The sequence below is a fragment of the Rhizobium bangladeshense genome, assembly GCF_017357245.1.
Classification (GTDB): Bacteria; Pseudomonadota; Alphaproteobacteria; order Rhizobiales; family Rhizobiaceae; genus Rhizobium; species Rhizobium bangladeshense.
The window spans coordinates 1255610-1274637 of sequence record NZ_CP071612.1; the positions used below are offsets into that span (position 1 = coordinate 1255610).

The 19028-nt window shown below is 61.0% G+C and carries 21 protein-coding genes; 15 read left to right on the forward strand and 6 right to left on the reverse strand.

What is annotated here, in order from left to right:
* Nucleotides 1-12: 12 nt before the first annotated feature.
* Nucleotides 13-2121, reverse strand: a complete 2109-nt coding sequence (locus tag J2J98_RS06130; protein ID WP_064706616.1) for a S9 family peptidase — start codon at nt 2119-2121, stop codon at nt 13-15.
* Nucleotides 2122-2376: 255 nt separating this feature from the next.
* Here J2J98_RS06130 and J2J98_RS06135 point away from each other — a divergent pair, with 255 nt between their 5' ends.
* The gene (locus J2J98_RS06135; RefSeq protein WP_064706617.1) at nt 2377-2766 is read left to right on the forward strand and encodes a DUF930 domain-containing protein; all 390 of its coding nucleotides are present in this window, start codon (nt 2377-2379) and stop codon (nt 2764-2766) included.
* A 101-nt stretch (nt 2767-2867) separates the two neighbouring features.
* Entirely contained in the window at nt 2868-3677 is an 810-nt protein-coding gene (locus J2J98_RS06140) for a polysaccharide deacetylase family protein (protein WP_207602641.1), read from the forward strand.
* 56 nt (nt 3678-3733) lie between these two features.
* On the opposite strand, the gene J2J98_RS06145 is transcribed toward J2J98_RS06140, so the two are convergent.
* Entirely contained in the window at nt 3734-5026 is a 1293-nt protein-coding gene (locus J2J98_RS06145; RefSeq protein WP_207602642.1) for an NAD(P)/FAD-dependent oxidoreductase, read from the reverse strand.
* 18 nt (nt 5027-5044) lie between these two features.
* Entirely contained in the window at nt 5045-6211 is a 1167-nt protein-coding gene (locus J2J98_RS06150) for an AI-2E family transporter (protein WP_064707046.1), read from the reverse strand.
* Between the two features lie 212 nt (nt 6212-6423).
* Between J2J98_RS06150 and J2J98_RS06155 the strand changes: the two genes are divergently transcribed.
* Entirely contained in the window at nt 6424-6762 is a 339-nt protein-coding gene (locus J2J98_RS06155; protein ID WP_064706620.1) for a hypothetical protein, read from the forward strand.
* Between the two features lie 42 nt (nt 6763-6804).
* Here J2J98_RS06155 and J2J98_RS06160 read toward each other — a convergent pair whose 3' ends face one another.
* Complete coding sequence (locus J2J98_RS06160) at nt 6805-7665, reverse strand: VOC family protein (protein ID WP_138393573.1); 861 nt, start codon at nt 7663-7665, stop codon at nt 6805-6807.
* Between the two features lie 280 nt (nt 7666-7945).
* Here J2J98_RS06160 and J2J98_RS06165 point away from each other — a divergent pair, with 280 nt between their 5' ends.
* The 4 genes from J2J98_RS06165 to J2J98_RS06180 all read left to right on the forward strand — a co-directional run bounded on the left by J2J98_RS06165 (nt 7946) and on the right by J2J98_RS06180 (nt 10639).
* On the forward strand, nt 7946-8365 hold the full coding sequence (locus tag J2J98_RS06165) for a universal stress protein (protein WP_064706622.1): 420 nt from the start codon (nt 7946-7948) through the stop codon (nt 8363-8365).
* 158 nt (nt 8366-8523) lie between these two features.
* Entirely contained in the window at nt 8524-9192 is a 669-nt protein-coding gene (gene trhA, locus J2J98_RS06170) for a PAQR family membrane homeostasis protein TrhA (protein ID WP_064706623.1), read from the forward strand.
* A gap of 108 nt (nt 9193-9300) precedes the next feature.
* Nucleotides 9301-9816, forward strand: a complete 516-nt coding sequence (locus J2J98_RS06175) for a GNAT family N-acetyltransferase (RefSeq protein ID WP_207602644.1) — start codon at nt 9301-9303, stop codon at nt 9814-9816.
* A gap of 121 nt (nt 9817-9937) precedes the next feature.
* Nucleotides 9938-10639, forward strand: coding sequence for a pentapeptide repeat-containing protein (locus J2J98_RS06180; RefSeq protein ID WP_207602645.1), 702 nt, complete (start codon nt 9938-9940; stop codon nt 10637-10639).
* Nucleotides 10640-10711: 72 nt separating this feature from the next.
* Here J2J98_RS06180 and J2J98_RS06185 read toward each other — a convergent pair whose 3' ends face one another.
* Nucleotides 10712-10984 carry an usg protein gene (locus tag J2J98_RS06185; protein ID WP_064706625.1) on the reverse strand — a complete coding sequence of 91 codons (273 nt, stop codon included), beginning with the start codon at nt 10982-10984 and terminating at the stop codon, nt 10712-10714.
* Nucleotides 10985-11262: 278 nt separating this feature from the next.
* On the opposite strand from J2J98_RS06185, the gene groES reads away from it, so the two are divergent.
* From groES to J2J98_RS06210, 5 genes are all read left to right on the forward strand, one after another.
* On the forward strand, nt 11263-11577 hold the full coding sequence (groES, locus tag J2J98_RS06190; RefSeq protein WP_207602646.1) for a co-chaperone GroES: 315 nt from the start codon (nt 11263-11265) through the stop codon (nt 11575-11577).
* 50 nt (nt 11578-11627) lie between these two features.
* Nucleotides 11628-13256 carry a chaperonin GroEL gene (gene groL / locus J2J98_RS06195; RefSeq protein ID WP_207602647.1) on the forward strand — a complete coding sequence of 543 codons (1629 nt, stop codon included), beginning with the start codon at nt 11628-11630 and terminating at the stop codon, nt 13254-13256.
* 95 nt (nt 13257-13351) lie between these two features.
* Nucleotides 13352-13774 carry a hypothetical protein gene (locus J2J98_RS06200; RefSeq protein ID WP_064711062.1) on the forward strand — a complete coding sequence of 141 codons (423 nt, stop codon included), beginning with the start codon at nt 13352-13354 and terminating at the stop codon, nt 13772-13774.
* 89 nt (nt 13775-13863) lie between these two features.
* Nucleotides 13864-14958, forward strand: a complete 1095-nt coding sequence (locus J2J98_RS06205; protein ID WP_138393570.1) for a glycosyltransferase family 4 protein — start codon at nt 13864-13866, stop codon at nt 14956-14958.
* A gap of 14 nt (nt 14959-14972) precedes the next feature.
* Nucleotides 14973-17183 carry an amylo-alpha-1,6-glucosidase gene (locus J2J98_RS06210; protein ID WP_064706630.1) on the forward strand — a complete coding sequence of 737 codons (2211 nt, stop codon included), beginning with the start codon at nt 14973-14975 and terminating at the stop codon, nt 17181-17183.
* 38 nt (nt 17184-17221) lie between these two features.
* Here J2J98_RS06210 and J2J98_RS06215 read toward each other — a convergent pair whose 3' ends face one another.
* Nucleotides 17222-17443, reverse strand: coding sequence for a hypothetical protein (locus tag J2J98_RS06215; RefSeq protein WP_207602648.1), 222 nt, complete (start codon nt 17441-17443; stop codon nt 17222-17224).
* A 214-nt stretch (nt 17444-17657) separates the two neighbouring features.
* Between J2J98_RS06215 and J2J98_RS06220 the strand changes: the two genes are divergently transcribed.
* The 3 genes from J2J98_RS06220 (at nt 17658) to J2J98_RS06230 (ending at nt 19027) form a co-directional block, all read left to right on the forward strand.
* A complete protein-coding gene (locus J2J98_RS06220) occupies nt 17658-18134 on the forward strand; it encodes an Hsp20 family protein (protein WP_138393567.1) in 477 nt (158 codons plus the stop codon).
* A 68-nt stretch (nt 18135-18202) separates the two neighbouring features.
* On the forward strand, nt 18203-18712 hold the full coding sequence (locus J2J98_RS06225) for an Hsp20/alpha crystallin family protein (protein ID WP_064706632.1): 510 nt from the start codon (nt 18203-18205) through the stop codon (nt 18710-18712).
* Between the two features lie 66 nt (nt 18713-18778).
* Complete coding sequence (locus J2J98_RS06230; protein WP_207602649.1) at nt 18779-19027, forward strand: hypothetical protein; 249 nt, start codon at nt 18779-18781, stop codon at nt 19025-19027.
* Nucleotide 19028: the final 1 nt, after the last annotated feature.

Below are 19028 nucleotides of genomic sequence, written 5' to 3' on the forward strand. Positions count from 1 at the left end.
CGCCCTCAACGCTCACACCTTCCCCGCCACCTTGATGGCAAACGCGTACTCGAATGCAATCTCCTCCAACCGCTGGAACCGGCCGGAAGCGCCTCCATGGCCGGCATCCATGTTCGTCTTGAGCAGGATCGGCGCCTCGCCGGTCGTCCTGTCGCGCAGTTTCGCCACCCACTTGGCCGGCTCCCAATAGGTGACGCGCGGGTCTGTCAGGCCGCCGAGCGCCAGGATCGGCGGGTAAGCTTTGGCACCGACATTGTCATAGGGCGAATAGGCTGCGATCTGCTCGTATTCTTCCTTGCTTTCGATCGGATTGCCCCATTCCGGCCATTCCGGCGGAGTGAGCGGCAGGGTGTCGTCCAGCATGGTGTTGAGGACGTCGACGAAGGGAACGGCGGCGATGATGCCGGCGAACTTCTCCGGCGCCATATTGGCGACAGCGCCCATCAGCATTCCGCCGGCCGATCCGCCCTCGGCGATGATCTTCGCGTAAGATGTGAACTTCTGTTGATTCAGATAGTCGGCCGCGGCGACGAAGTCCTTGAAGCTGTTCGTCTTCTTTTCCATCTTGCCGTCCTCGTACCATGCAAAGCCCTTGTCCTTGCCGCCGCGGATATGGGCGATGGCATAGACGAAGCCGCGGTCGGCGAGCGACAGGCAGTTGGTGTTGAAGCCGGCCGGAATGGTGATGCCGTAGGCGCCATATCCATAGAGCAGGCATGGTGCCGAGCCGTCGAGCGGCGTATCCTTGCGGTAGAGCAGGGTGATCGGCACCGTCTCGCCGTCCCATGCCGGCGCGAAGACGCGGCGGGTGACATAGTCGCCGGGATTGTGGCCGGATGGCACTTCCTGCGTCTTCAAGAGCGTGCGCTCGCGCGTCACCATGTTGTAGTCGTAAAGTTGCGACGGGGTCGTCATCGAGGAATAGGAGAAGCGAATGACATCGGTGTCATATTCCGCCGCACCCGAAAGCCCCAGCGAATAGGCTTCCTCGGCAAAGGCGATCGCATGTTCCTCGCCGCTCGCCCGGTCGCGGATCATGATCTGCGGCAGCCCGTCCTTGCGCTCCAGCCACAGGAGGTGGCGGGCATAGGCCATGTGGCTGATGATCAGCGTGCCGGGCTTGTGAGCGACGACTTCGCGCCAGTTTTCCTTGCCCGGATTGTTCACCGGCGCTTCCATGATCTTGAAATCCTTGGCGCCGCCGTCATTGGTGAGAATGTAGAAGACGTCGCCGCCCTCGGTCAGCGAATATTCGATGCCTTCCTCGCGCGCCGCCACCAGCTTCGGCTCGGCCATGAGGTCTTTGGTCGACAGCAGCCGGTATTCGCTGGTCTCGTGGTCGTGAATGTCGATATAGATGAAGTCGTCGAGCAGCGAGCCGCCGACGCCCATGAAGAAGCCGGCATCGGCTTCCTCATAGACCAGCCGGTCTTCCGACTGCGGCCGGCCGACAATGTGGTGAAAGATTTTCGATGGCCGGTGATTCTCATCGAGCGCCGAATAGAAGAAGCTCTTGCCGTCCGGCGCCCAGACGCCGCCGCCGCCGGTGTTTTCGATTCGGTCCTCGAGGTCTTCCCCGGTCGCGAGGTCGCGCACCTTCAGCGTGAAGAACTCCGATCCCTTGTCGTCATAGCCCCAGATGCCGCGGCTGTGGTCGCTCGAATGGTCGAGGCCGGCGAGGCGGAAATAGGCCTTGCCTGATGCCTCCTTGTCGCCGTCGATGAGCACGGTGCGGATCGTCTCGTCGGCGACGTCGCCGTCGCGGGGAATGCGGAAATAGCGCGGCTGCTCGCCGCCGGTCACGTAAGATGTGCCATAGGCATAGGCGCCGTCCTTCACCGGCACCGAGCTGTCATCTTCCTTGATGCGGCCGCGCATTTCGGCAAACAGTGCCTTCTGGAGCGGCTTGGTGTCCTCCATCGCCGCATTCATATAGGCGTTTTCGGCTTCCAGATGCCGGCGGATCTCGGGGTCGAGGATCGACGGATCCTTGAACATTGCTTGCCAGTTGTCGGCGCGCAGCCACGCATAGTCGTCCGTGCGGGTAATGCCGTGGCGCGTATCGGAAACGGGCTTCTTCGGTGCGGCGGGCGGTGTCGGCAGGCTCTTGAAAACGGACAAGGAATTGGCTCCGGTGGGAAGGTCGGGTTGGCAAGAGATAGAGGCGCGCCGCTGCCGGATCAAGCGGCAAGGCTGCGCCAAGGGGTGCGGACGACCATTCACAGGCGAGGGGAAGCTCCGCCCGGCTTGCCTTGATGTCACCACAATATTTAAGAAAGTCCGCTATCTCAGAGCGAAATTTGCACGTGCCCAGCCCTCCGGCAAGCCGCCGCTGGCCGCATGAAGACTGTACAACAGCAAGGAAATTTCTCCGCAATGCCGAAACGTCTGCTCCTGCTTGTATCCCTGGCCAGCTTGGCTGCTCCCGCTTTTGCCGTCGATCCCGCAATCAAGAAGCAACTGGAAAAACTCGACCCCGCGACCCGCTTGGAACAGAGTTGCGATACTGAGGCGATGAGCCGCATCACGAAGGACAGCGCCGGCTTCAAGCCCGATAAGGTGATCGCCTATACGTTCAAGGATCCGATCGCCGGCGACAATTCCCTGCATGCGCCGGGCGCGGTCTTCCGCAGCAAGGGCGACTGGTACCATCTCTCCTTCACCTGCATCACCGGCCCGCAGCATATCAATGTGCGCCAGCTCGACTACCAGATCGGCGAGAAGGTGCCGCGCGATAAGTGGGGCAAATATTATCTCTACGATTGATGCTGTTGCATGTGTTCGGGCGAGTGCGGTGACATCCGGCCGCATGGCGTATGCAAAAGCAGCCGCTAAAGTCGATGGACTCGAATTGTAGAAGCCCCGATATGAACCGCATCCTTTTCGCTTCGGCGTTCCTTCTGGCCGCCATGCCGGCTGCTGCATCTGCGGACCAGTTGCCGTTAGTGCCGCCGGCCGCGGCCACTCCGGCACCGGCTGCTCCGCCGCCGAAGCCGTCGGCCGTAAAGCTCGTCGAGCCGCATCTGCATATCGCCCGTTCCAACATACAAGGCCATGCCCGCATCGCGCTGACCTTCGATGCCTGCATGGGGCAGGCGGACGAACGCATCCTTTCGACGCTGGTGCGCGAGCGCATTCCCTCGACGATCTTCGTCACAGCTCGCTGGCTGAAGCGCAACCCGCAGGCCCTTGCAGTCTTCCTGCAGAATCCCGATCTCTTCGAGCTCGAAAACCACGGCCTGAACCATATTCCGGCCGTCGACAGGCCGACGCTGATTTATGGCATTGCCTCGGCCGGCTCGCCGCAGGCGGTGCGGCGGGAGGTCGAAGGCGGCGCCGCCGCCATGATTGCGGCCCGCATTCCCGCACCGCACTGGTTTCGCGGTTCCACAGCCGAGTACGATCTGTCCGCCATCGGCGAGATCCGCGCCATGGGCTACCGCATCGCGGGTTACTCCGTGAACGGCGACGGCGGCTCGCTGCTCGGCGCCGCTATCACCGAAAAGCGTATCGCCTCCGCCAAGGACGGCGATGTCGTCATCTCCCACATCAATCAGCCAACCCATGCGGCGGGCGAGGGAGTGGCGAAGGCGCTGGTCGATCTCAAGGCCAAAGGCGTGCAGTTCGTCCGCCTCGACGACGTCGAGGATACCGGCGACGACAAGACAACGGAGTAGATCTACGGCTGAAGCTGTGCCGGGGGTATCATGGCACAGGAGCCAATGCGAAACCTCTATCTCAACTCATCCCCGATGCCCAACCTATCCTCGCCAAACCGCCGTATCCCCGGCCCCTCCCGGTCGAGCGCGAAATCTTCAAACCACTCGCGGTGGATCCCTGCAATCATCGCCCCGATCATCTGGGCGGCGAGATAGGAGAAGGTGATGCCGTTGCCGCCATAGCCATGGGCGGCGAAGACGTGCGGCATTCCGGGCAGGGGTCCGATCAGCGGCAGGCCATCGGCAGTTTCGCCGAAGGTTCCGGCCCAGGCGTGGGCGACGCGGGTATCGGCTTTCGGCCATAGCCGCTTCAATTTCTCCTGGATGGCGCTGATCTTGGCCGGCAGCTTTCGATCCCGCGCCGCGGCGTCGGTCGTACCGTCGTCCTCGCCGCCGGCGACGATGCGATTGTCAGCAGTCGTGTGCATGTAGAGGTGTGGATGGTTGTCCTCCCAGATCAGCGCCCTGTCGCGCCAGAACGTGGCGGGATCCTGCGGCACGGTGGCGAATGCCCAGCTCGAACTCGTGCGGTGCAGCTTCGGCATGTCGAGGCCCGGCATCGAATAGCCTGTCGCCAGCACGACATGCTGCGCCTCTATGACATAGGGGCCGTCCGTCTCGGCCGTGACGCAATCGCCCTCGCTGTGCAGCGCGGTCACGGAGGCGCCCATCAGTTGTGCCCCGCGCCGGATGGCCATCGCAATCAGAGCCCAGGTGAGCAGCAGCGGATCGGCCTCCGCCGAACCAGGCGAATAGATTGCCCCATCCCGGTCGAGCTCGAATTGCGTGAAGAGATCGGGATGCTCGAGATAGACGCCGGGCAGGCCGGCCCGCCGGCGAAGCAGGCGCTCTTCCCTTAGGTCGCGGGCGCCTTCCAGATTGCAGGCGAGATAAAGCGTGTTGCGCGGCCGGAAGCCGCAGGCGATTCCCTTCGCAGCGATCAGCTTCGAAAGGCCGGCGACGGCAGCGGCACTGCGGCGGTAAATTCCAGCCGCCCGTTCGAAGCCGTAATAAGCCTCGAGTTCCGTGAGCGTGCTGTCGATTTCCCATCGCAGCATTGCGGTGCTGGCGACGGTGCTGCCGAAGCCCGGCGCCTCGCGGTCGATGATAGCAACGGAGAAGCCGCGCGCCGTCAGGTGATCTGCGATTAGCGCGCCGGTGATACCGCCACCGATCACCGCGACATCTGTGGAAAGGCTCCCGGCCATCGGCCGCCATTGCGGACGTATGGCACTTTTTCTCCAAAGCGAACGGCCGCTGACCACCTGGTCATGATCGGATTCGTCGAGATGGAGATCGGACGCCACGGATGTCTCCTCGCTTGATCACTTAGGCAATTGCGGCTGCGGCCTTTCCTCGATCAGCAATTCCTCGATGATGGTCATGGCGATCAGTGACAGCGGCAGCGCCAGCATGGCGCCGACGGCGCCCCACATCCAGGTCCAGAACAGGATGGCGAGGAAGACGACAAACGGGTTGATTTCCAGCCGCCGCCCCATCACCGCCGGGAAGATGAGGTTCTCCATGACGAGGTGCACGGTGAAAAAGGCCGCGGCCGGTATCAGGCCGACAATGAAGCCGTCATAGGTGATGATGCCCGCGATGGCGACGGATAACGTCATCAGTGTGATGCCGAGATAGGGAATGAAGCTCGATACGAAGGCGAAGAAGCCCCAGAGCACCGGCGCCGACAACCCGCTTGCATAGGCGATGACCGTCATCACTACGCCAAGCCCGACATAGATCAGCGAGGCTGTGGCGAAGTAGAAGCCGAGCACCTGCTCGACGGCATTGATGATGCGGATCGCGGCCAGCCTCTGCGGGCGGGTGCGGAAGGTCATGATGATCGTCTTGCGCAGATTGACCCGGCTGGCGAGGAAGAGGAGCAGCGCTGCGAAGAAGATCAGCCCTTGTATCAGCGCCGGTGTCAGGCTTGTTGTCACCAGATGCAGTACGCTGCCGGTGTTTTCGAGCAGGGCGCCGATCGACATCGGCCCGCTTTCGAAGGTCGCCGGCGTGATGTGCAGCCATTCGATGCGCTCCAGGTAAGGCATGATCCGGCTTATCGTCCTTTCGACGAAAGCCGGGGCTTCATTGGCAAGCGTCGTTAGCGGATCGGCAAGCGAGCTGACCAGCAGGACGATGACCAAAGCGACTCCGCTTGACAGAAGGAAAGCGATTGCGAGCCTGGGCACACCCATTTTGCTCAGATTCTCGGCGGCGATGCCGAGGATCATTCCGACGACCACGGCAAGGGTGATCGGAATGAGGATCAGCGACATCATGTAGACGGCGGCAAGGCCGAGGATGCCGAAGATCCCGATGATCGCCCAAGCCATGCTGATATCGAGCCCGTCCTTTTCCAGCCTATGCACTGGCGGGGACGGCAGTTCCTCCGCTGCCTCCTGCAACGACTTGGCCCAGGCGCTGGTTTGGCGTTCGCCGATGGCGATCTTCTTTGCGTGCTTGCGGATGCCGTTGGCGATGCCCATTCCGTGAGTTTCCCGAAGCCCCATTGCTTCGCCACAAGAACGCGCTGATGCGGTTCCGGTTCCGCCGGCTCATGGCGCCGTCGGGGGTCCGCCTGCAGGCAGGTTGGTTGATCGCGGAGGCGTCCGCCCTTTCGTCGATAACCGTGCCGAATTGATCCTGCGCCGGAACAACCTCGCAGTCGCTGGCGTTCGACGTCAGAAGGAGATAGCCCATGATTGCAGATCCCGATCAGACGAAAACCACGCAGACCTATTCGACCGATCCTCCCTATGAGGACGAGACGAGGCTCAAAGCCGCCGATCAACGGCGGTGGCGGGTTTGGACTGTCCTTGTGGCGGGCGCGGCCGTTCTCGTCATTGCCGGCGTGAGCGCTGCGATCTGGCCCGATCCCAGCAACAATGATCCGACGGCGACAGCTTCGACCAAGCCGGATCCGATCAATGCGCAGCCGTCCGGCCCTGGCGCCTTCAACGATGATCCGGTCTCCGGCCCCGCACGGCCGCCCGAAGCGACGGACCGCTCGCCAACGCCGCCCGGAAGCGGCGGCTGAACGACGCAGCCGGGACAGAGAAGGTCAATAGCCTTCCAAGGCTCAGGCCGAAAGCGTCAGGCCGATGCCCCAGGGATCCCGGAGAAAGACGCCGCCATCGCGCTTCTCGCTCTTTACTTCCAGCGCGTCGAGCCTGGAGACCGCTGCATCAAGCGCCGCCTTGTCGTTGAAACGGATCCTGTAGTCAGAAAGCCCGGTCATGTTGTCGGTGCGGGCGGTGGCGCCTCGGCTATTCCAGATATTGGCAGCCAGATGGTGGTGGTAGCCGCCTGTCGCAAAGAAGCTTGCGCCGGGATAACGGGCCATCAGCTTGAGGCCGAGCACGTCGCGGTAGAAGGCGTCGGCTTGGGGAATATCGCCGACCTGCAGGTGCAGATGGCCGATCGCCGTTCCCTCAGCCATGCCTTCCCATCGATCGTCGGGCGCGCTGTTGTAAAGCGCCTGCAGGTCGAGGCGCTGCGTCGCCATCTCCACCATGCCGTCCTGGTGAAACTTCCATTCCTCGTGCGGCCGGTCGGCATAGATCTCGATGCCGTTGCCTTCGGGGTCGGAAAGATAGATCGCCTCGCTGACGAGATGGTCTGAGGCGCCGTCGAGCGCGACGTTGTTGTGAGCGGCATGGCGCAGCCAGCGCGCCAGTTCGTTGCGGTTGGGCATCAGGAAAGCGGTGTGGAAAAGGCCGGCGGCATTGCGCGGCGCGGTCGCGGCATTCCCAGCCGTCGTCAGCGTCAGCAGCGGCAGAGCGCCGACCCCGAGCACCTCGCCGCTCGCCGTCTCCTCGATGACCTTCAGGCCGAGCATCGACTGATAGAAGCCGGAAACCAGTCCGAGGTCGGTGACGACGAGATGTGCCTGGTCGATATAAGCAGGCCGCGTCAGCGCATAGGATGTTTCTTCTGTCATTAATTGCTCTCCTGCCTCTGCAGTTAAGGGCGTACCGGCGGTGGCGGCAACCATGCCGCCCGTAGCAAGCCCGAGGAAGTGTCGCCGGTTCATTCGCCTGATCTCCTCGGTTGCCGTACTTAACCCCTATATGGCCTATCTCGATTGTTCACAGAAGGCTCGTTTTTGAGGATGAAGCGTTGAGCAGGCGTTGACGATGACCTGCGCCCGCTTGATCGGGATCAACGCGCCCATATCTTCATAGGAGCAAGCTTGTGCATCTCAGTCATGGAGGGAAGCCATGTACAGGAAGATCATCGTGGCGATCGCGCTCAGCAGCCTCAACAGGGGAGAAAACATTCTCCGCAAGGCCGCGTCGCTGCTCGACGCGGGCGGCGAGATCGTCGCGCTGAACGTCGTCGAGGATGTGCCGACCTACGTCGCGATCGAATTGCCGGCCAATATGCTCGAGGACGCCATGAAGGACGGCCGCGACAAGCTGGAAGCGCTGGTCGCTGCAACCGGGGTCGCGGCAACGATTGACATCCGCAGCGGACCGCCGGCCAAGGCCATCATCGCGGCCGCCGAAAGCCACCACGCTGACCTGATCATCCTCGCCTCGCATATTCCGGACTTCTCCAACTACTTTATCGGTGCCACGGCCGACCGTGTCGTGCGTCACGCCAAGTGCTCCGTCCTGGTCGAGCGGCAGAAGATCTGAATTTGTGCCGCTCCATTGTCGAGTGATCTTTCGCGCCGCTGAGGAGCAGACCTCGTGCGGTCTGTCACGAAGATTTACCGCCGACCCGATGTGCCGCGGTTGCGCCTCCGTCCGTTCGGTGCCACCATCGAGGTCGGGTAAGAAACGGATTGGCGCGCATGGCCGAGTTCAACGGCATTCGCTGGGCTTACGACAGATATGAGCTGATCGCCGACGGCATCGTTCACGGCGTCGGTCTCGTTCTGGCGCTGATCGGCGCCACCGTTCTGATCTTCTACGCCACGGTCTGGAGCTCCCACGGCGCGCTCGCCGCCGCCTGGATCTATGGTGTCGGACTGGTGCTGACGCTTGCCATTTCCTTTTCCTACAATGTCTGGCCGGTCTCGCGCACCAAATGGTTCCTGCGCCGCTTCGATCATTCGGCGATCTTCATCCTGATCGCCGCCACCTATACGCCATTCCTCGAACGCGGCGCCGACGATCCGCTGCTCCTCTTCATGCTGGTGGCGATATGGCTGTTCGCTGCTGTCGGCATCGTGCTGAAATGCGCCTTTCCCGGACGTTACGACCGTCTCGCCATCCTACTTTATCTCGCCATGGGCTGGAGCGGCGTGCTGGTGGCGGGGCCTGTCGCCGCGCGCATTCCCTCAGCTTCTATGCTGCTGATCGTCATTGGCGGCGTCATCTATTCGCTCGGCGTCATCTTCCATGTCTGGGAGAAGCTGCGCTTCCAGAACGCCATCTGGCACGGTTTTGTCGTCATTGCCGCGGCCGTGCATTATTCAGCCGTCTTCACCTGTTTCAGCCTGCCAATGCCAGGCTTCTGAGCTGCGGCCGAGGCTATCCAGCAAGCCGTCCCTCTGTCGCACCCGGCGTTTACATCTTCTGAACTGCGGCGTATGCCAACCGTGGCAATCACTCCGAACCGGGCCACCATGACAGACGCCGTCCTTCTCCGCGACGCCACCGAAGCCGATCTTCCCAATATCCGGGATATCTACAATCATGCCGTCGAGCACACGACGGCGATCTGGAATGAGACGCTCGTCGATCTTGAAAACCGAAGGGAATGGCTGAGCGCGCGCAGAACGCGCGGCTTTCCGGTCATCGTCGCCGAGATCTCGGGCTCGGTCGCGGGCTACGCCTCATATGGCGACTGGCGCGCCTTCGAGGGCTATCGCCACACGGTCGAACATTCCGTCTATGTCCACAAGGACCGTCGCGGCGCCGGCATCGGCGAGGCCCTGATGCGTGAGCTGATCACGCGTGCCGCGGCCGCCAATGTCCATGTGATGATCGCAGGCATCGAGGCCGACAACGTGGCCTCGATCCGGCTGCACGAAAAGCTCGGCTTCCGCGTCGTCGGCAGGTTTTCCGAGGTCGGCACCAAGTTCGGCCGCTGGCTGGATCTGACCTGCATGGAACTCCGTCTGCCCGGGCGGACGGATTGACCGGTCAAATCCTTCGTGAACGGCGCTCGCCATCTTTTTATTGCAGCCTGAGCTGTGTAGAAAAGTGGAAGGCAGCCTGCTTCGAAATGAAGCCTGAAGGGTCATGGAGGTGAATAGTACAATGGCAACGCATCGATCGCCGCTCGGCCTCCTTGCCTTTCTTCTTCTCGCTTCTGCTCCAATCCCCACGCGCGCCGCCGATTGCGGGAGCACGGCCTCGCCAAAGCTCGACTGGCAGGAATGCTCGAAGAAAAACCTGATGTTGCAGGGCAGTGATCTCGAAGGCGCCAATCTCGCCGGCACGGATTTTTCGCTGACCGATCTCGCCGGCGCCAACGTCAAGTCCGCCAACCTCGAAAAGGCGACGCTGGTGCGCGCCTCGCTCGAGGGTGCACATGCTGAAGGCGCCAATTTCGCCAAGATCGAAGCCTATCGCTCCAGCTTCGCCAATGTTGCTGCGGACGGCGCCTCCTTTGCCGGCGCCGAACTGCAGCGCGCCAATTTCGCCGGGGCCCGGCTTACCGGCGCGAGTTTCGAAAAGGCAGAGCTCGGCCGCGCCGATTTCGACAAGGCGGTACTGACGGGGGTGAAATTCTCTTTCGCCAATCTCTCCCGCGTTGATCTCTCCAAGGCCACCTTCGAAGGCCCGCCGACGTTCGACCGCGCCTTCATGTTCCTGACCCGCATCGAAGGCCTTGACCTCTCGTCTGCCGCCGGGCTCGAACAGGCGCAGATCGACTTGGCTTGCGGCGATGCCTCGACCAAGCTGCCGTCCGGCCTCTTGACGCCGGCCACCTGGCCATGTCCCGCCGAGCATGAGTGATTGCTCGGGCCTTCGCGGCAATGCCTGCGGTTGAAAAGCATATGGCAACAATGCCTGGCTGGCCGAATATTGCTAGTGCAGTTTGAACTCGCCCATTACGCGGCGCCATTCGTTCGGTCCGATCAGCCGCTGGTGGGTGTAGCGAACAGAATGCAGCGGGCCGTCGAGCGTGGACTGCCAGAAATCGAGGAACTTGTGCATTTCCGGAAAGTCCGGGGCAAGATCGTAATCCTGCCAGACGTAGGTTTGCAGCACGGATTCAAAATCAGGAATGTGGTAGAGGATATGCGCAGTGGTCAGCCCATAGCCGTTCAGCTGACGGTCCAGATCTGATGAAAATTGCATGCTTCATCTCCGTTTCATGACGCTCGAAAGGTGGCGCAAAATTTTGCGGCCATCAACGGATTTCTGAACGCGGCTGCCATGTTTATTGTTCCTTTCCAGGATGTTAGCAGCCGCGCCGGGTGAGTGCTAATTTTTTCGTGGCGCCCTCTTGAAATTGAAAAATCGCAAAACCAGATCATTCGCGCAAAACGCTCGACAGAGGTTTGCACCCGCCCGGACTGGTCATCCGGTCCGGCCAGGGGAACAACATCGTTATTGTTTGTCCATTGGAGGAAAACATGTCGTTCCGACCGCTTCATGACCGCATTCTCGTCCGTCGCGTCGATTCCGAGGAAAAGACCAAGGGCGGCATCATCATTCCAGACACCGCCAAGGAAAAGCCGCAGGAAGGCGAGGTTATCGCCGTCGGCCCCGGCGCACGCAACGATGCCGGCCAGATTCAGGCGCTCGACGTCAAGGTCGGCGACCGCATCCTGTTCGGCAAGTGGTCCGGCACGGAGATCAAGATCAACGGCGAAGACCTGCTGATCATGAAGGAAAGCGATGTCATGGGCATCATCGAAGCCCAGGCCGCCAAAAAGATCGCCGCCTAAGGCGATGTCCGCGCATTAGTCAAAAAGCTGCCTATTGAAGGAGTGACAGAATGGCTGCGAAAGAAGTCAAGTTTCATAGCGATGCCCGTGAACGCATGCTGCGTGGGGTCGATGTGCTGGCCAATGCGGTGAAGGTGACGCTCGGCCCGAAAGGCCGAAACGTCGTGATCGACAAGTCCTTCGGGGCGCCGCGCATCACCAAGGACGGCGTTTCCGTCGCCAAGGAAATCGAACTCGAAGACAAGTTCGAGAACATGGGCGCTCAGATGCTGCGTGAAGTTGCATCGAAGACGAACGATCTCGCTGGCGACGGCACCACGACTGCCACGGTGCTCGCCCAGGCAATCGTCAAGGAGGGCGCCAAGGCGGTCGCCTCCGGCATGAACCCGATGGACCTGAAGCGCGGCATCGATCTCGCCGTCGAGGCTGTCGTCAAGGAACTGAAGAACAACGCCCGCAAGATCTCCAACAATTCCGAAATCGCTCAAGTCGGCACCATTTCCGCCAATGGTGATTCCGAGATCGGTCGTTACCTGGCGGAAGCCATGGAAAAGGTCGGCAACGAAGGCGTCATCACCGTTGAGGAGGCCAAGACCGCCGAAACCGAACTCGAAGTCGTCGAAGGCATGCAGTTCGACCGCGGTTATCTGAGTCCCTATTTCGTCACCAACCAGGACAAGATGCGGGTCGAACTGGAGGATCCATATATCCTCATTCACGAGAAAAAGCTGTCGAATCTGCAGTCGATGCTACCGGTTCTCGAGGCCGTCGTTCAATCCGGCAAACCGCTCCTCATCATCGCTGAAGACGTAGAAGGCGAAGCCCTCGCAACGCTTGTCGTCAACAAGCTGCGTGGCGGCCTGAAGATCGCTGCCGTCAAGGCGCCCGGCTTCGGCGACCGCCGCAAGGCCATGCTCGAAGACATCGCCATCCTGACCGGCGGCACCGTCATCTCCGAAGATCTCGGCATCAAGCTCGAGAATGTGACGCTCAACATGCTCGGCCGCGCAAAGAAGGTGGCGATCGAAAAGGAAAACACCACCATCATCGACGGGGCCGGTTCGAAGACGGAGCTCGATGGTCGCACCGCTCAGATCCGCGCCCAGATCGAGGAAACCACTTCCGATTACGACCGCGAGAAGCTGCAGGAACGTCTCGCCAAGCTCGCCGGCGGTGTTGCCGTCATCCGGGTCGGCGGCTCGACAGAGGTCGAGGTGAAGGAAAAGAAGGATCGCGTCGACGACGCGCTGCATGCCACCCGTGCAGCGGTCGAGGAAGGCATCCTGCCGGGCGGCGGCGTCGCCCTTCTGCGCGCGGTCAAGGCGCTCGACGCTGTCAAGACCGCCAATGACGACCAGCGCGTCGGCGTCGAAATCGTCCGCCGCGCGATCGAGGCCCCGGTTCGCCAGATCGCCGAAAACGCCGGCGCGGAAGGTTCGATCATCGTCGGCAAACTGCGGGAGAAGAGCGAATTCTCCTATGGCTGGAACGCTCAGACCGGCGAATATGGCGATCTCTATGCGCAGGGCGTCATCGATCCGGCCAAGGTGGTGCGCACCGCACTTCAGGACGCTGCCTCCGTTGCCGGGCTGCTGGTGACGACGGAAGCCATGATTGCCGAGAAGCCCAAGAAGGAAGCCGCTCCGGCCATGCCCGCCGGCGCCGGTATGGACTTCTAACGCGATCGCTCGGCCCGCTCTGCCCCCGGGGCGGGCCTCTCTACGCACTATCGAATGAACCAAGTTCCATCGGTCGACATCAATGGAGCCAAGCAATGAGAAAGGAAAGCATCAGTAATTCCATACAGCAGAATGGCCTGGCTGCGATCAGCGCGGCGCATCTGCTTCAACCGGCGAAGCACTTCAGTCACCCGCGCGATGTGCTCGCGGCCGACGACATCAACAATGACGAGAAGCGGGCCATTCTCGCTTCATGGGCATCCGATATCTTCGCGATCGAATCCGCACCTGCTCTTCGCCTTTATCCCGGCGCTGAAAGTGCCGTTTCCTATGACGAGATTCTTGACGCGCTGAAGACCTTGGACAAGGGCGATCGGCTACCTGGAAGCCAGGCTTCGTCCGATTCCCCGAGTGGCCGAAAAACCCGTCGGCGAAAACTGCCGGCACGCCTGCTTCCGGCGCTTAGCATGTGCAGCTACTGGAAAGGGGGACGGCGCCGACAGCTATTCGAAACCTGACCCTCTATCTGACCTGCCGCGCATGCCCCCTGAGGATGCAGGCATGATTTTTACCGACGACTCTTTGCTCAACTGAGGAGGTTTTGCCGATGAAGATCGCCCAGATTGCACCGCTCGCCGAGAGCGTTCCGCCAAAGCTTTACGGGGGAACGGAGCGAATCGTTTCATATCTAACGGAAGAACTCGTCGCACAGGGACACGAGGTGACGCTCTTTGCCAGCGGCGATTCCGTCACCCGTGCGACACTCGTGTCGTGTGCGGACGTCGCCTTGCGGCTCAATCCGGCGGTGAGGGAACATCTGCCGCACCAGGTCGTGATGCTGGAGGAGATCCGCCAGCGGGCGCATGAGTTCGACGTGCTACATTTCCACATCGATCTCCTGCATTTTCCGCTGATCCGCGATTTCGCCGACCGTACGGTTACCACGCTGCACGGGCGCCTCGATCTGCCGGATCTCAAGCCGTTCTACACGACGTTCCCTGATATACCGCTGGTGTCGATTTCCAATGATCAGCGCCGCCCGATGCCACCGGTCGATTGGCGCGGAACGGTCTATCATGGTCTGCCGGCCGATCTTCTTCCCTTCACCGAGAGACCAAAGGGCAACTACCTTGCCTTCCTTGGCCGTATTTCTCCGGAAAAGCGCCCCGACCGCGCCATCCAGATCGCGGCAAAGGTCGGAATGCCGCTGAAGATTGCCGCAAAGATCGATAACGCCGACAAGGCGTATTGGGAAAACGTAATCGAGCCAATGATAAAGAGCCATTCGCATGTGGAATTCATCGGCGAGATCAATGAACTTGAGAAGGCTGACTTCCTTGGAAATGCAGGCGCACTGCTCTTCCCGATCGATTGGCCGGAGCCCTTCGGGCTGGTGATGATCGAGGCCATGGCCTGCGGCACGCCGGTCATCGCTTTCGGCTGTGGCTCGGTTCCAGAGGTCATTGAAAATGGCGTCTCCGGCATCCTGGTCGACAGCGTCACTGAGGCGGCCGAAAACGTCGAATGGGCGCTCCGCCTCGATCGACGCAAAGTGCGGGCCGCGTTTGAAAAGCGCTTCACCGCACAACGAATGGCGTGGGATTATCTCGACATTTACCGGAACCTGCCGGGCGTTCGCACCAAAGCCGCGCCCATCCGCCGGTCGAATGGTCAAGCGCTGGACTTGCAGGCTGTCGCCTGAGTCAAGGAGGAGACATGTCGAACGCGTCTGCGGACAGCAACCCCGCCACAGCATTCTCAGGCCTGGCGGCGCCGGTCGCTCAGTTCTTCATTCCGGCCGCCGCATCGCTGCAGGAGCGCCGGCCGCGCACCTTGAAGCACGGTGATACATTCGCCGTCTTCGACCATAATGGCGACGCTCTTTCCGGTCCCGGCAGTCCGGAAGGTCTTTTCCACCGGGACACCCGCTATCTCTCTCATCTTTTCCTGACGATCAACGGACAACGGCCGATGCTGCTGTCGTCGACATTGCGGGATGACAACGCCACGCTGACCTGCGATCTGACCAATCCTGATCAATTCGATGACAACGGAAGACTGGTTCTGGGGCATGACCTCATTCATCTGCGCCGGTCACGCTTTCTGTGGAATGCCTGTTGTTATGAACGGCTGGCCGTGAGGAATTATGACGACCGTCGGCAATATGTCCGGATCCAGATCGCCTTCGAGGCCGATTTCGCCGACCTTTTCGAAGTCCGCGGCACCGCAAGGGCAAGAAGAGGGCGCCATCTTCCTGCCGTCATGGAGCAGGATCGCGTCCTGCTTGCCTATATTGGCCTGGACGAGCGAAAGCGGACGACGCGCCTCTCCTTCATGCCCGAACCCGCCGAAATTCGGAACGATCTTGTCACCTATGATCTCGATCTTGAGCCGCACGAGACCAAATCGCTCTTCATCCAGATCGGCTGCGATCAGGCCTCCGCGGACCGACTGAGCCGCCTTTCCTTCTTCCTGGCCCTGCGGGACGCCCGCCGTGCGTTACGCGCCTCTTCTTCGCGCGCGGCGTCGATCGCAACATCCAATGAGGTCTTCAACGAGGTCGCTCGGCGCAGCATCTCCGACCTATACATGCTGATCACCGACAAGGCGGAAGGCTCCTATCCCTATGCCGGTGTTCCCTGGTTCAGCGCCGTCTTCGGCCGTGACGCCCTGATCACGGCGCTTCAGACACTTTGGCTCGATCCGGAGATTGCGCGCGGGGTTCTCGGTCACCTGGCAGCCAATCAGGCGACGAAAGTCGATCCCGCCTCGGACGCCGAGCCGGGCAAGATCCTGCACGAGGTGCGTTGCGGCGAAATGGCCGAACTTGGCGAGGTTCCATTCCGGCGTTATTACGGGAGCATCGACTCGACGCCGCTGTTCGTGATGCTGGCCGGCGATTATCTTAAACGAACCGGTGATCTTACGACTATCGACCGTCTGCTGCCGCATATCGAAGCGGCGCTGACGTGGATCGACGAACATGGGGATCGCGATGGCGACGGCTTCGTCGAATACGGACGGCTGACGGAAGAAGGACTGATCAATCAGGCGTGGAAGGATAGCCACGACTCGGTCTTCCATGCCGATGGCAAGTTGGCCCGCGGCCCGATCGCCATTGCCGAGGTCCAGGCCTATGTCTATGGCGCTTGGCAAAGTGCCGCCGAAATCTTTCGGCGGACGGGCAAGCCGGAACGAGCAGCGAGCTTTCTCGCGCGGGCGGAGGGACTGCGACGCGCTTTTGACATAAGCTTCTTCGATGAGGAACTTGGCACCTATGTGTTGGCTCTCGACGGGGATAAACGGCCCTGCCGGGTCCGATCCTCCAATGCCGGCCATGCTCTGTTCACCGGTATTGCTTATCCTGAGCGGGTCGCGCAGGTTACCCGAACCCTCATGAGTGCCTCGTCCTTCTGTGGCTGGGGCATCCGGACCATTCCCTCGACCGAAGCTCGTTACAATCCGATGAGCTACCACAATGGCTCGATCTGGCCACATGACAATGCCCTGATCGCCAATGGCCTTGCCCGCTATGGCTATCGCGCCGAAGCCGCGAAGATTTTCGAGGGTCTGTTTGCCGCTGCGACTTATATCGACCTGCGGCGGCTTCCCGAACTCCTCTGCGGCCTGCCGCGTCAACGCGCACGCGGACCGACCTCCTATCCGGTCGCCTGCTCGCCTCAAGCATGGGCGGCAGCAGCCCCCTTGTCGCTGCTGCAATCCTGTCTCGGCCTCGACTTTGACCCGAACGGCTTGCAGATCAGCTTCAGCGTGCCGCGACTTCCTTCTTTCCTCGATGAGGTGATCCTGCGGCGCCTGCTGATCGGCACCGGCTCGGTCGACGTCGCCATCCGCCGGTCGAGACACCAGGTCGTGGTCGACGTGATCAATCGCCAGGGCGACGTCCGCGTGCTCACCACGGCCTAGTGAAGAACGGTCTAGGGAGGGCGGGTCTCCCGCCTTTCCTAATCCGGTTCGTCTTCATCGAACCTCAGCAGATCAACAAGCGCGGCAACCCTGCCTGTCGGCAAATGCCGGCCTTCACCCATCAGGGCCTCGTCATTGTTGGCCCACGCAAATGCTTCGGCAAGCTCGGCCTGCGTTGCACCTGTCGCGATGATCTCGGCCACCAGCATTTTGTCGGCGGGCCCGAGGACGGCGACGACCTCGGCTGAAGTCATTGTCATAGCCATTACTCCTCGCTCAAGTTTCGCCGAGATATGGTAGCGCCTCCGAAAAATTCAATTTTTTGGTTGAGAAGTTCCATCCTCTTGAAATGGTAAGCTACTGAATTATATAATTATTGTCGATCGCCGTAGTGGGATTGACGCACGGTCCAGGAGACGCCGGTCGCTCTTGGCGTCTCCTTGTATCCATGTTGCTTGCAAGGAGGATATGGCTATGAGGACAAACCTCGATTTCTCTCCCCTGTTCCGGTCGAGCATCGGCTTCGAGCGGATGTTGAACGCGCTCGAGGCTACAAGGCGCGCCGAGACAATCGACAACTGGCCGCCCTACGATATCGTCAAGACCGATGAGGACGATTACCGCATTGCCATGGCGGTGGCGGGCTTCTCGCAGGACGAGCTGGCGGTTACTCAAGAGCAGAACATGCTCATTGTTTCGGGGCAGAAGGCGGACGGCGAAGATGTTCAATATCTGCATCGCGGCATTGCCGCGCGCTCGTTCCAGCGCCGGTTCGAACTGGCCGACCATGTCAAGGTTGTTGATGCCGGTCTTGTCAACGGTCTGCTGACCATCGATCTCAAGCGCGAAATTCCTGAAGCGATGAAGCCGCGCCAGATCGAGATCGGAAATGGTCACGCAGTGTCGAAATCCGAGACCAAGCAGATCGAGGCCGAGACGCAGGCGGCCTGAGCGTTCCAATAGTAGGGGCCAGACGGCGCCAGGCGTCGTCTGGTGCTCCATCAGAAAGGAGTAAAACCATGAGTGTTCGTGATTTGATTCCCTGGGGCCGCAATAACAGCAATCAGATGCCGAGTCTCTTTCGCGAGGATGACCGGGATCCTTTCCTGTCGCTCCACCGCGAGGTCAACCGGCTGTTTGACGACGTCTTCCGCGGCTTCGGCTCCGGCCTTCCGTCACTTCGTGGCGCCGGCGGCTTCGGTGCAGGCTGGCCGAGTGTCGAGATCTCAGACACCGACAAGCAGATCAAGGTGACGGCCGAAGTACCCGGTCTTGAGGAAAAGGACATCGAGGTCTTCCTCAATGACGGCGTGCTGACGCTGAAGGGTGAAAAGCGTTCTGAAACGGAAGACCGGGAGAAGCAGTTCTCGGAGCGCTATTATGGCCGCTTCGAGCGACGCATCCCGCTCGGCACCGAGGTCAAGGACGACCAGGTCGACGCCACCTTCAAGAACGGCGTTCTCACCGTCACTCTGCCCAAGACCGAAAAGGCACAGTCACAGGTCAAGCGCATCGCCATCAGAAGCTGACGAGTGCGGCGGCCGGCCAGCTGTCCGGCCGCTGCTCATCCTTCACCAGGTTGGGGAGGATAAACCGTGGAGATCATCAGAAATACACGCCTCGAAAACATAGCACCGATCTCCGGCTTCCGCGCCTCGAACGACTATCGGCGCAGCCGTCTTCCTTTCACGGGGCCGCAGTTCCCATGGAATAGCGTTGCCCGCATCTCTTTTCCGGCTTCTCACTCCACGATGACCGAGCTCTGCGGCGATGGCGGTTCAAGCGCTGCCGCTGCAGCCGTCTTCTGCCCGCAGGAGGCGGTGATTGATGATGCAACCAAGTAGA

Coding starts and splice junctions, on each gene's coding strand:
- J2J98_RS06160 (WP_138393573.1), bottom strand. CDS start 7,665: ATGACAGAAGAAACATCCTATGCGCTGACGCGGCCTGCTTATATCGAC.
- J2J98_RS06215 (WP_207602648.1), bottom strand. CDS start 17,443: ATGACAATGACTTCAGCCGAGGTCGTCGCCGTCCTCGGGCCCGCCGAC.
- J2J98_RS06200 (WP_064711062.1), top strand. CDS start 13,352: ATGAGAAAGGAAAGCATCAGTAATTCCATACAGCAGAATGGCCTGGCT.
- J2J98_RS06175 (WP_207602644.1), top strand. CDS start 9,301: ATGACAGACGCCGTCCTTCTCCGCGACGCCACCGAAGCCGATCTTCCC.
- J2J98_RS06205 (WP_138393570.1), top strand. CDS start 13,864: ATGAAGATCGCCCAGATTGCACCGCTCGCCGAGAGCGTTCCGCCAAAG.
- J2J98_RS06185 (WP_064706625.1), bottom strand. CDS start 10,984: ATGCAATTTTCATCAGATCTGGACCGTCAGCTGAACGGCTATGGGCTG.
- trhA (WP_064706623.1), top strand. CDS start 8,524: ATGGCCGAGTTCAACGGCATTCGCTGGGCTTACGACAGATATGAGCTG.
- J2J98_RS06180 (WP_207602645.1), top strand. CDS start 9,938: ATGGCAACGCATCGATCGCCGCTCGGCCTCCTTGCCTTTCTTCTTCTC.
- J2J98_RS06155 (WP_064706620.1), top strand. CDS start 6,424: ATGATTGCAGATCCCGATCAGACGAAAACCACGCAGACCTATTCGACC.
- J2J98_RS06165 (WP_064706622.1), top strand. CDS start 7,946: ATGTACAGGAAGATCATCGTGGCGATCGCGCTCAGCAGCCTCAACAGG.
- groL (WP_207602647.1), top strand. CDS start 11,628: ATGGCTGCGAAAGAAGTCAAGTTTCATAGCGATGCCCGTGAACGCATG.
- J2J98_RS06135 (WP_064706617.1), top strand. CDS start 2,377: ATGCCGAAACGTCTGCTCCTGCTTGTATCCCTGGCCAGCTTGGCTGCT.
- J2J98_RS06210 (WP_064706630.1), top strand. CDS start 14,973: ATGTCGAACGCGTCTGCGGACAGCAACCCCGCCACAGCATTCTCAGGC.
- groES (WP_207602646.1), top strand. CDS start 11,263: ATGTCGTTCCGACCGCTTCATGACCGCATTCTCGTCCGTCGCGTCGAT.
- J2J98_RS06140 (WP_207602641.1), top strand. CDS start 2,868: ATGAACCGCATCCTTTTCGCTTCGGCGTTCCTTCTGGCCGCCATGCCG.
- J2J98_RS06220 (WP_138393567.1), top strand. CDS start 17,658: ATGAGGACAAACCTCGATTTCTCTCCCCTGTTCCGGTCGAGCATCGGC.
- J2J98_RS06225 (WP_064706632.1), top strand. CDS start 18,203: ATGAGTGTTCGTGATTTGATTCCCTGGGGCCGCAATAACAGCAATCAG.
- J2J98_RS06150 (WP_064707046.1), bottom strand. CDS start 6,211: ATGGGCATCGCCAACGGCATCCGCAAGCACGCAAAGAAGATCGCCATC.